The 11,673-nt window shown below is 66.2% G+C and carries 8 protein-coding genes; 2 read left to right on the top strand and 6 right to left on the bottom strand.

The genetic code is table 11. From position 1 onward, the window contains the following. Positions 1-32 precede the first annotated feature (32 nt). The 3 genes from ACSQ3N_RS17135 to ACSQ3N_RS17125 are packed head-to-tail and all read right to left on the bottom strand — an operon-like array spanning position 33 to position 3,692. The gene (locus ACSQ3N_RS17135) at positions 33-1,202 is read right to left on the bottom strand and encodes an endonuclease/exonuclease/phosphatase family protein (protein WP_082516795.1); all 1,170 of its coding nucleotides are present in this window, start codon (positions 1,200-1,202) and stop codon (positions 33-35) included. A gap of 56 nt (positions 1,203-1,258) precedes the next feature. Then, positions 1,259-1,822 (bottom strand): nucleoside-diphosphate sugar epimerase, encoded by a 564-nt coding sequence (locus ACSQ3N_RS17130; RefSeq protein WP_369817122.1) that lies wholly within the window; start codon positions 1,820-1,822, stop codon positions 1,259-1,261. Positions 1,823-1,865: 43 nt separating this feature from the next. Further along, positions 1,866-3,692 (bottom strand): DEAD/DEAH box helicase, encoded by a 1,827-nt coding sequence (locus tag ACSQ3N_RS17125; protein WP_056164993.1) that lies wholly within the window; start codon positions 3,690-3,692, stop codon positions 1,866-1,868. 320 nt (positions 3,693-4,012) lie between these two features. Here ACSQ3N_RS17125 and ettA point away from each other — a divergent pair, with 320 nt between their 5' ends. After that, complete coding sequence (ettA, locus tag ACSQ3N_RS17120; protein WP_056164963.1) at positions 4,013-5,674, top strand: energy-dependent translational throttle protein EttA; 1,662 nt, start codon at positions 4,013-4,015, stop codon at positions 5,672-5,674. A gap of 89 nt (positions 5,675-5,763) precedes the next feature. After that, the gene (locus tag ACSQ3N_RS17115) at positions 5,764-8,394 is read left to right on the top strand and encodes a DUF1631 family protein (RefSeq protein ID WP_436146919.1); all 2,631 of its coding nucleotides are present in this window, start codon (positions 5,764-5,766) and stop codon (positions 8,392-8,394) included. Positions 8,395-8,459: 65 nt separating this feature from the next. Here ACSQ3N_RS17115 and ACSQ3N_RS17110 read toward each other — a convergent pair whose 3' ends face one another. The 3 genes from ACSQ3N_RS17110 to ACSQ3N_RS17100 form a co-directional block, all read right to left on the bottom strand. Next, positions 8,460-9,893, bottom strand: coding sequence for a TAXI family TRAP transporter solute-binding subunit (locus ACSQ3N_RS17110; RefSeq protein ID WP_436146918.1), 1,434 nt, complete (start codon positions 9,891-9,893; stop codon positions 8,460-8,462). A gap of 232 nt (positions 9,894-10,125) precedes the next feature. After that, complete coding sequence (locus tag ACSQ3N_RS17105) at positions 10,126-10,770, bottom strand: EF-hand domain-containing protein (protein WP_436146917.1); 645 nt, start codon at positions 10,768-10,770, stop codon at positions 10,126-10,128. 17 nt (positions 10,771-10,787) lie between these two features. Beyond that, entirely contained in the window at positions 10,788-11,585 is a 798-nt protein-coding gene (locus ACSQ3N_RS17100) for a lectin (RefSeq protein WP_436146916.1), read from the bottom strand. Positions 11,586-11,673: the final 88 nt, after the last annotated feature.

Genomic DNA, 11,673 nt, shown 5'->3' with positions numbered 1-11,673 from the left:
CCTGTCGTTGACACGTCGGGCCGGGCTGGACGCTACGGTTTTGTCACTGCGTGCGGGTGGGGTTGAGGAGCGATATGCCCGGGCATCCCCGAGGCGGCTGTCGCACCCGGTGTCTGGAGTCCAGCCGAATACGGCGGCACGGGCGCCTGCGCTGCAGCAGCTGCCGGTTCCTGCCGGGTGTCTGCCTGCATCCTCAGCCGCAGCAGCGCGCGCACAAAGCCATGGTCGGACCGTGAGCGGTCACGCCCCTCGTGCAGGTGGTCATTGAAATAGTCCACTCTGCGCACGTCGCCGATGCTGTTGCGGCCATTGTGCAAAAACTCTTCGCTCACCAGGATTTGGTCCAGCACGCTGGGCGATCCCTGGTGAATGTGAGAGTACGCCACGTCTTTCTTGAGCGCGGCGTCTCCCTGCAGTTCGTACGCGTTGAACAGTGCCACGTCCCGCGCTCCGCGGTCATAGGCGATTTCGTTGGTGGCGCAGATCAGCTGGGTGGTCACGCTGTCGGGCGTGTCGTTGAAGTCGCCCATCACCACCAGTGGCACGCTGGTGCGGTGCAGCAGGTCGATCACCAGGCAGCGCAGCGCCATGGCTTCGGCGCCCCGCATCATGAGCGAGCGCAGCGACGCCAGTGCCATCACCTTGGGGTCGCTGCGGTCTTCCAGCGCATGGCCTTGCCCATCCTGCAGGAACTTGGGCCGCTTCGACTTGAGGTGGGCGGTCAGCACGTTGAGTGTCTGCCCGTGCTTCATGTGCAAGGTCACGACCAGGGGAGGGCGCTCGAAGCGCGAATGCCGGCCCAGGCCCGGCACCTCGACCTCGAAGCCTGGTGGGAACTCTGCGAACGACTGCAAGGCGTCCACCTTCAGCCGCGTGGCAATGCCCACGCGGGGTGTTCCGTGTGCACCGCCTTGTGCCCCCTGGTTCTCGGCGCCGGGTACGGCCACAAAGTCATAGCGCAGCCCACTGCGGGCCAGGGCCCCCTTCAATGCCGCGTCGTCCCACACCTCCTGCACCGCCAGCACATCGGCATTGAGCGTGCGAAAACGATCGCCCAGCCAGGTGAGCTTGCGGTCGAATTCGGCCTGGGTGTAGGGGTCCTGGTTGTCATAGAACACACGCCCGGGGTTGGCCAGGTTCAGCGTGTTGCAGGTGGCCACCATCAGGGTGGCCAGGGGTACGGGAGTGTCGGTGGGGCGCATGGAATGGCGGGGTGGTGAAGCGAATGCCGCTTGCACCCCTGGCCGTCCGAAGCCGCTCAGCCCATGGGTTGCAACGCGCGACCAGACAGCACATGCAACCCGGCAGGGAGTGACTGTACGGCATGCACGAGTGCGCGGGCTACATCCGCACCCGGGCGGGCGCGGTAGTTGGTAGGCACGATGGGGTCGAGCCAGCGAAATAGCGTCAGGGACAGCGACTCTGCACGGCGTGGCGCCTGCTGCAGCGCATGGCGCTCACCGATGAGCAGCGAAGGGCGTGCAATCACCAGGGTCTCGAAACCCAACCGTTGCAGGTCGCGTTCGACCTCGCCTTTGACGCGGTTGTAGAAGATGCGAGAGTGAGGATCGGCGCCCATGGCCGTGACCACGCCACAGCGTGTGGCGCCAGCTGCGCGCGCTGCACGTGCTGTGGCCAGCACGGCGTCGTAGTCGACCGCCCGAAAAGCACTTTGGCTGCCCGCCACAGCCATGGTGGTGCCCAGGGTGATGTAGACATCATCCACCGGCGGCAGCGCGGGCAGTGCCGCAAAGTCCACGGCGTGCAGGTGCAGCCGTGGATGGCTCAGCGCGGGAGCGCGCCGGCCTTGGGCGTGCAGCACATGCACCGCACCGGGTGCTGCCGCGTTTCCTGAAGGGGATGTATCAGCGGTTAAAAGAGCCGCGAGGACCGCCTGGCCCACGAGGCCCGTTGCCCCGGCCACCACCGCCACCCGCGCCTCCGCCATAGCCGCCTCCTCCGCCATTACCACCACGATAACCACCGCCGCGGCGGCCGCCCATGCTGTCTACGCTGGTGCGCATCGGGTCGGGCTGGCCGCCGGCGCCAGCGCCATGGCCGGACGCGCGGTTGCCCGGATTGCTGTGGCCCGAATGCGTACCGAGGTGTGCGTCTGGACGCGGGGGCTGCGAGTCGTCGTAGCGGGGGGCGCCACCACCACCATAGCCGCCACCACCGCCGCCGCCGGAGCGACCGCGTGCAGGTGCCTGGCCGCCGGCGCGTGCTCCGCCGCCACCGCCACCGGCACGGCCGCCACGCGGGCCGTTGCCACCGCCGCCGCCACCAGCGCCAGCACTGGCACCGCCGCCAGCGCGGCCACCACGGCCGCCACCGTTGCCGCCACCCGCAGGGCGGGGGCCACGCTCGCCGCCGCCACCACCACCGCCACCGCCGGCACCCTGGCCGGCCTTGTTGGTGCGGATGCGTTCCATCATTTCGCTGCGGGCGGCCTTGGCGGCAGCCTGCATCACGTCACGGCTCGGGGGCTTGCCTGCGCCGCCCCAGATGGTCTGGCGGCCCATGGCGATGGGCTCGGCTTTTTCGCCAGCGTCGGGGCCGAAGCCTTCGATGACCTGCACGGGAATCTGCTGCTTGGTAAAGCGCTCGATGTCCATCATGAAGCCTTCTTCGTCCATGCAGACCAGGCTGACGGCTTCGCCGCTGTTGCCGGCGCGGCCCGTACGGCCGATGCGGTGGACGTAGTCTTCCGAGACGTTCGGGATTTCGTAGTTCACGACGTGCGGCAGCTCGTCGATGTCGATGCCGCGGGCAGCGATGTCTGTGGCCACCAGGGCGCGGATGTCACCGCTCTTGAAGCCGGCCAGGGCTTGCGTACGGGCGCTCTGGCTCTTGTTGCCGTGCAGCGCCATGGCGTTCACGCCGTTCTTGGTCAGGAACTCGGCCACGTTGTTGGCGCCGAACTTGGTGCGGGTGAACACCAGCACCTGGCTCCAGTTGTGCTGCTGGATGATGTGCAGCAGCACTTGCTTCTTCTTGCCGCGGCCCACGGGGTGGATCACCTGGGTGATGCGCTGCACCGTGGTGTTGCTGGGCGTGACCTGAATGCTCTGGGGGTTCTTGAGCAGTGTGTTGGCCAAGTCGCGGATTTCGTCGCTGAAGGTGGCCGAGAACAGCAGGCTCTGCTTTTCGCGGGGCACCAGGGCCAGCACTTTCTTCACGTCGTGGATGAAGCCCATGTCCAGCATGCGGTCGGCTTCGTCGAGCACCAGCACCTGCACGGTCGACAGGTCCAGGAAGCCCTGCTGCTGCAGGTCCAGCAGGCGGCCGGGGGTGGCCACCAGGATGTCCACGCCGCGCTTGATGCGGTCGATCTGCGGGTTCATGCCCACGCCGCCGAAGACCACGGTGGAGTTGATGTCGAGGTACTTGCCGTATTCGCGCACGGACTCTTCCACCTGGGCGGCGAGCTCGCGGGTGGGCGTCAGCACCAGGGCGCGGATGCCCTTGCCGCCGAACTTGTTCTTGGGGGCAGCGCCTTGCGAGAGGCGGTGCAGCAGCGGCAGGGTGAACGCGGCGGTCTTGCCGGTGCCTGTCTGCGCGCCGGCCAGCAGGTCGTGGCCTGCGAGCACGGCGGGGATGGCCTGGGCCTGAATGGGCGTGGGGGTCTCGTAGCCCGTTTCGTGCACGGCCTTCAGGATGGCAGGAGCCAGGTTCAATTCGTCAAATGTCATGTCGTTGAATGCGCCCATCCGGGGCGCTGGTATCGGCCTGTCGTGCAACCGGAGGTTGCCGAGCCAGTCTCAAGCCGATGAGGTTCATGAGTGGGAGCCCGGAAGTTTGGGTGCTTCCTTCGTCCCCAGCAGCGTGCTGATGCGTCGGGCAACTGGAGCCCGTCACGAGGCGTATTGTCGCATGGCCTGATAATCTCGGTTTGCACGCAGAATTTCTGCTCACTTTTGCAGGTTAGACACTCAATGGCCCAATACGTTTTGTCGACACAACTGCCCGCCTTCGGCGGCGCCCACTCGGTTTGCTCGCGGAGGATCATGTAATGGCGCAGTATGTTTTCTCCATGAACCGCGTCGGCAAGATCGTGCCGCCCAAGCGGCAAATCCTGAAAGACATCTCCCTGAGCTTCTTCCCGGGCGCCAAGATCGGCGTGCTCGGGACCAACGGCTCCGGCAAGTCCACGCTGCTCAAGATCATGGCGGGGCTGGACAAGGAAATCGAAGGCGAAGCCATTCCCATGGCGGGCCTGAACATCGGCTACCTGCCCCAGGAGCCCCAACTCGACCCGACCCAGACGGTGCGCGAAAGCGTGGAAGCCGCCATGGGCAAGGTGTACTCCGCCAAGGCGCGCCTGGAAGAGGTCTACACCGCCTATGGCGAAGAAGACGCTGACTTTGACGCGCTGGCGGCCGAGCAGGCCGAGCTCGAAGCCATCATCGCCACGGCCGGTACCGACTCCGAGCACCAGCTGGAGATTGCAGCCGACGCGCTGCGCCTGCCCCCGTGGGACGCCAACATCGGCGTGCTGTCCGGTGGTGAAAAGCGCCGTGTGGCGCTGTGCCGCCTGCTGCTGTCCAAGCCCGACATGCTGCTGCTCGACGAGCCTACCAACCACTTGGACGCCGAATCGGTCGACTGGCTCGAGCAATTCCTGCAGCGCTATTCCGGCACCGTGGTGGCCATCACCCACGATCGCTACTTCCTGGACAACGCCGCCGAATGGATTCTGGAACTGGACCGTGGCTCCGGCATTCCGTACAAGGGCAACTACTCCGACTGGCTGACCCAGAAGGGCGCCCGCCTGGAGGCCGAGCAAAAGGGTGAAGAAGCCCGCGCCAAGGCCCTGAAGAAGGAATTGGAATGGTCGCGCCAGAACCCCAAGGCCCGCCAGGCCAAGAGCAAGGCCCGTCTGGCCCGTTTTGAAGAACTGAGCGACTTCGAATACCAAAAGCGCAACGAAACCAACGAAATCTTCATCCCCGTGGCCGACCGCCTCGGCAGCCAGGTGATCGAGTTCAAGAACGTCACCAAGTCCTTCGGCGACCGGGTGCTGATCGACAACCTGAGCTTCAACATCCCTGCGGGCGCCATCGTCGGCATCATCGGCCCCAACGGCGCCGGCAAGTCCACGCTGTTCAAGCTGATCGCCGGCAAGGAAAAGCCCGATTCGGGCGAAGTCGTCATCGGCTCCACCGTCAAGATGGCCTTCGTGGACCAACACCGTGACGACCTGGCCAACGACAAGACGGTCTGGGAAGACGTCTCGGGCGGCCTGGACATCCTCAACGTGGGCAAGTTCCAGATGGCCAGCCGCGCCTATTGCGGCCGCTTCAACTTCAACGGCAGCGACCAGCAAAAGAAGGTGGGCATGCTGTCCGGCGGTGAACGCGGCCGTCTGCACCTGGCCAAGACCCTGATCGCTGGCGGCAACGTGCTCATGCTCGATGAGCCGTCGAACGACTTGGACGTGGAAACCCTGCGGGCGCTGGAAGATGCGCTGCTGGAATTTGCGGGCACCATGTTGGTTATCAGCCACGATCGCTGGTTCCTCGACCGGATCGCCACCCACATCCTCGCGGCCGAAGGTGACAGCCAGTGGACGTTCTTTGACGGCAATTACCAGGAGTACGAGGCCGACAAGAAGAAGCGACTGGGCGAAGAAGGCGCCAAACCCAAGCGCATGCGCTACAAAGCCCTGAAATAAGCCGTCAGGAGCTGGTTCGAAGACCTGAAATAAGCTTTCAGGTCAAGTAGGATTGCATCTGGAAACCTCTCGCCCGATTCTTCCCCACCATGTCCCAGCCTGCTTCTCAGTCGAGAACCGTCTTCCGTGCCTGCGTCGTCAACGCCGTGCGCGGGGGCGAAGCGTTGATGCAGCAGTTGGTGAAGGTGACGCAAAGCGCCTTGACCGAGGAAGAATCGAGCGTCCGCAACATTCAGCAGCGCAACCTCGTCAGTGACAGCCTGCGCTTGCTGAACCAGCACGAAGCCGCCATGGTCAAGGGGTATCCCATGGCGCTGCTGGAGACTTTTGCCGAAGGCCCGTCCATCGCCAAGGGCCGCAGCACGGCCGAAGACACCGGCATGGACTTCGGCGAGCTCTCGCTCATGGACGAGAACGAGATGCAGGCGCAGGTCGAGCTGTCCAAAGCACAGCAATCGGCCCTGCACGCCACAGATGCCGTGCTGGCCGAACTCAATACCCTGGTGAGCTCTGCGCAGGGCCTGCGCAGCGTTCAGCCGGAGCGCAACCCGTTGCGGCCCGAAAGCTACATTCGCGCCCTGCAGCAGGTGGTGGGTGATACCACCGTGTCGCCGGAGGTGCGCCAGCTGTGGATGCAGCACATGCGCGACCTGCTGGGCAAACTTCTGGTCGAAGAATACCGCCGCACCGCAGCCAGCCTGCGTGAGCATGGCGTGCAGCCCGTCGGATATGCCGTGCTCGGCACCCCTGGAAGCAGTGGACGGGGCGGACCTGTAGGCGGTGGCGGGTCGGGGTACGCCGGTACGGGTTACGGCAACGGCATGGGCTCCGGTGCAGGGACCGGCTATGGCGGCCCAGGCACTGGGTATGGCAGCGGCTACTCGGGTTACGGCCCTTCGATGAACGGCCCCATGGGTGATCCGGCCAATGGTGGCTACGGGCGCAGCGGCATGGGGCCGAATACCGGATGGAGCGGCGATTCGCAGCAGGGCGGCATGATGCCTTCTGCCGAAGAAGCCTTGCTGACGGTGGGCATCCTGCGGCAGATGCTGGCGGGCGGTGACCCCTTCGATCCGCGGTCCTATGGCGCCATGCCTGCAGGGGGCGTGCCAGTGCAAGCTGCGGCTGTGCCTGTCAACGGCTCGTACCCTGGCGCTGGCGTTCCTGCCGGTCCTGTTGGCGCTGTGGGTGCAGCGGGTGCAGGCGGGGCGTACTACCCTGCCGGCGCGGCAGCAGAGGCGATGGAAGACATGGCCCAGCTGGAGCGGCTGGTCGGCCGTCTGGCAGGCGGTGCCTCCGGCAGCGGCAGCATGAGCCAGCCGGGTTCGTTGTCGGTGCCGCTGTCCGGCTGGCGGTTGCCGCCCGGCGTGGCGCCGGTGGTGTACGCCACCATGCCCATGGATGGGGTCGCGCAGTCCACCGCCGTTGCGACCGAGGTGGTGGGGCGCATGATGTTCAACATCGCGCAGGATGCGCGGCTGCTCCCGCCGGTGCAAAAGGCCGTGCAGACGCTGGAGCCCGCGCTCAAGCAACTGGTGCAGCACGATGCCCGTTTCTTCACGGAAAGCAACCACCCGGCGCGCCGTCTGCTCGACGAGCTGACCCAGCGCAGTCTGGCATTCACCGGCGAAACGGCGCCCGGCTTCAGCAGCTTCATGCGGCTGGTCAAAGGCGCGGTCGATCATCTGTCCAGTTCAGAAATCAAGGACGCGGGGCCATTCGATACCGTGCTCAAGGCCCTGCAGTCGGCCTGGGACACCCAGGAAAAGAAACTCAAAGCCCATCAGGAGGCGCAGCAAAAGGCGCTGTTGCATGCGGAGCAACGCGAGATGCTGGCCGAAAAGATCGCTGCCGACATCCGCAAGCTGGCCGATGTGGCCTCCGTTCCCGCTGACATCGTCGATTTTGCTGCCGGGCCGTGGGCCGATGTGGTGGCCCTGGCCCAGGTGCTCAAGCCCGCCGATTCGCCAGACGACGACCCGGGCGGCTATCTTGCCCTGGTGCCTGTGTTGCTGTGGAGCTCGCAACCGGACCTCACCCGCCAGGACCCCGACCGCCTCAACGATTCCATTCCCGGTCTGCTGGCCAAGCTGCGCAAGGGCCTGAAAACCATCGGCTACCCCGCGGTGCAGACCAGTGCTTTGCTGCAGCGGCTGGTCGGGCTGCACCAGGAGGCTTTCGAAAAGCCCCCCCCGGCGGCCGTTGCCAAGCCTGAACCAGAGCCTGTGGCCGAGCCTGCCGTGCAGGATGCTTTGCAGCAGGAGCCAGCCCCTGCACCTGAAGTGGCCGAGGAGCCGCAGGACAGCGCCCAGGCGCCCGCAGAAGCACTGCCCGACCCATACGCTGATTTCGTGATCGGTGCCTGGGTCGAGCTGGTGACCAACGGCCGCTTGGTGCGTACCCAGCTCACCTGGTCCAGCCCGCACGGCACGTTGTTTTTGTTCACAGCGCCAGACGCCAGTACACAGTCGATGACGCGGCGCATGCGGGACAAGCTGGCGTCCGAAGGCGCGCTGCGGGTGATACCGGCCCCGGCAGCCAGGCCCGCCGGCAATCGCAGCGTCGACACCGGCTTGGCGGATCTGGGGGGCGATTCACGGCGTTCGTCGTCCAGCCGCTCACCCTCCAGTTCCAAATTGGCCCCGCTGTCCAAGTCAGCGCCCCTGTCCAAGGCCGCGCCCCTGTCGAGCGGCGGCAAGTCGGCCAGCAAAGGGCGCTGAGGCTGCCGTTCCGGCAGAGCGGTCCAGCCCCTGCCGGGCTTGCATGCAGCGCTGGCGCTGCTTCTTCAGCGGGATTGTGTGGGTGATGACGCCGCGGCTGTCCCCGCCGCCAACGCTGCATTCGCAGCCCCTGGGGTCGCGTCAGGCGTCGGCGCCTGGGCCGCACTGCCACCGGCCTGCAGACGCAGCAATTTCTTGCGGATGAGGTGGATGTTGCTGCGCAGCGCATACAGCTCGTCGGCATAGGACAGAGGCACGCTCACCTTCTCCGCCTGTGTCTCCAGCGCATCCAGGGCCGTGAGCAGGTCCGCAGGGTCCGTCCGTCCGGTTTCCATGTCGTTTTCAATCTCACGCAGCCGTCCGTACCAGCGGAACACCCGCGAGCGGACCCGGAACTGGTACAGCGGCGGAACCACACGCGACAGTGGCAGCATCACGGCCAGCAAGATCCCCATCACCAGCCACATGCGATCGATCAGGTTGGCAATCCAGAACGGCAGGTAGCGCTGCAGCATCGGGACCGGCTCGTTCATTGCGCGGTCGCCTTCCTTGGCGATGGGCAGCTCGCTCGCGCGAGAGTTGGGAAACTCCCGCGCGCGGTTGAACCAGCCCGAGCCGCCGTGCAGCTTTTGCGCGTTTTGCGCAAAGAGCGTGAGCAGCGCCGGGTGCGTGCCATCCCGCGCCAGCAAAGACGTGGTGGACGCCACCAGCCGCACGTCCCGCGTGGGCACGTTGGAGGCCAGGTCGACCACGCCGCGCGGCAGCGTCACGGGTGTCAGAAACGGAAAGCGCCGGGCATAGGCCTCGTGCTGCGCAAAATCGAGCAACTGCACGCCAGGCGTCTGCAGCAACATCTGCACCATTAGCGATTCAGGGGCGGAGGCGAACACCAACGCATCCAGCTTGCCAGCCAGAAAATCCACGGTAGCCGGCGTCTGCTCCAGCCGGCTCATCTTCACGGTGCCGGGCTCCACCTTGTTGGCCTCCAGCAGTGTCTCTATCAGCTTGGGCACGCCACTCCCGTCAGAGCCCACATTCACCCGCCAACCGCGCAGCTGGCGCAGGCTGTCGAGCCGGGGCGTGTTGTAGGCGCGCTCAGCGGCATCGGTGCGGTAGAACAGCCAGACCGGCTCCACGAACAAACTGCCCAGGGACACGAGCTGATCCGCATCGTCGGGCAGCAACTGAGCAGTGCCGCCTTGCACAAAGGCCACGTCCGCCTGGCCGTCACGCAGCAGCTGCAGGTTGTGCGACGAGCCGTCGCTGGGCAGCAGCACGACCTCGATGCCATCGACCGCCAGGGCTTTCTGGTAGCGCTTGCCGAACTCTTCATACGCGCTCTGCGCGGGGCCGGTGGCCAGCGTGACCTTCTTGGGGGGGTTGGGATTGAGCCACCAGTACGCCAGTATCAGCAGCCCGATCGCCAGAAAGGCCAGCGGGCCTGCCGAAGCAATGAGATCGCGCAAGGTCAGAAAGGTATTTCGAAAAGCCTGGGGCATGGGTGTCGGATGGGGAATGGAGCGCGATCTCTGAGCGGCGGTTTCGCTGCCAGCCTGGCTGCGGGTGGCTCATGCGGCGCAGGCAGGGCTACGGAGCCGCGAGGTGTGGCGGGTTGCTGGGATTATCCGTGCCTTGAAGAGCATGGGGCCACTCCAGTTCGGCGTGAGCTGCGCGCAAGTCCCGAGAGGCGATAGGGGCGGAGGAGGGGGGCGGCGCCGCCCCAGAGTTCGCCTACTGCTTGCTGCCGCGCCGCTGGCGCTCGTAGGCCACGCACTCGTCAATCGACAACTCGTCGTTCTGGTTCGTATCCGCCGCTTCGAAGTAAGCCATGCGGGTTTCGACCACTTCCTTGAACGACAGCTTGCCGTCGCCGTCCTTGTCGCTGGCGGCCAGCCGCTTCACACGGCCCTTGCCCATGCCCGGCACCTGGGCCAGGTCTGCAAGCTGCACATAGCCTGTGGCGTCGGGCGACAGGCTGTGCCAGCTCTGGACGATGTCTTGGTGGAACTCGTCGAGCGACACGCTGCCGTCGTGGTTCAGGTCCGCTGCAGAGCAGATGGCCTGCAGCCGCTGCCCGCGCGGCTTGGCGGGCGCCTTGTGGCCATGCCCATGCGCATGCCCGTGGCCTGCGGCTGCCGCTGCGGGGCGTTGTGGCACTGCAGGGGACGACACCGGGGCGTCCGCAGCACGTGCTGTACCGGACAGGGCGAGCCACGCTGCGGCCACTGCCAGAGCGCCTACGCCCAGCGCCATTGCGCGACTGGCGTGACCTGCGCGGCCCGCGCGGGCGGTACTGGTTGCGCTGGCTGCGCTGGCGGTGGGGGTCGAGCGGGCCGCGAGGAGGGAAGAGTAAGTCATGGTCTGGGTGCTTTTCATGGTGTTCGTCTCCTCGCTCACCACCACCAGCGCTGGCTGGGGCTGCGGTTGCAGGACCACACCATGGCAGCGGCTTCCTGGCGCACGCGGCCGTCTTCGACGTCCAGGCACTTGCCGTTGAGGTTGCTCACGATCTGGCCGCCGCGCGATGTCCAGCTCTGGCTGCGCGAGCCCGAGCAAGACCACAGCACCACCCGTGCGCCATCGCGCGGGTCGCCACGGTCCACGTCCACGCACAAATCGCGCACGCGGATCTCACCCCCGCGACCCACGGCAAACCGCTGCGACGCGGTGCCGTTGCATTCATACACCTGAAGCGAGGTGCCGGGCTGGAACTTGCCGCCCCGCACGTCCAGGCACAGGCGCCCGTCGACGCGGATTTCGCCACCGCGGCCGCCGTAGCCAGGGTCCGGGTACTCGGGGCGCCGGTCGTCGTCGTGCCGGTTGTGGTTGGCCAACAGGGCGATGCCCGCAATCGCAGCCACCGCGGCAACCGCGGCACCGGCGTTGGAGCCGCTGCCGTTGCTGTTGCCGGACGCATAGCTGCGCGAGACCTTGAACCGCCCGCCGCAGCCGCCGTTGGTCCACAGCTCGCGGTTGGTGAGGTCGTAGCCCCAGGTGCGGTTGAAGCGGCACGCTCCCTGCGTCTGCTCCACCAGGTCCACCTGGGTGGTGTCGTCTGCAAGGCGGTAGGAGGTGTAGCTGCCGTTGGAGCGCAGATCCACCAGCTGGTCCTGGGCCTGAGCGCCCAGAGGATTCACCAGCAAGGGCAGGCACAGCAGCCAGGCGTGTTTCCGAAGAGCGGGGTATTTCATGGAGTTCTCCTTCTTTGCAGTCTGTGGGGGGCGGCCATCACGATGCGTTGCGCAGGGCCTGTGTGCTGGTGCATCGGGCCGAGGTTTG

The organism is Acidovorax sp. LjRoot194, assembly GCF_964253015.1.
Lineage (GTDB): Bacteria > Pseudomonadota > Gammaproteobacteria > Burkholderiales > Burkholderiaceae_C > Acidovorax.
Note: the sequence above shows the minus strand (reverse complement) of the source record. Positions and strands in the feature narration are given on the sequence as shown.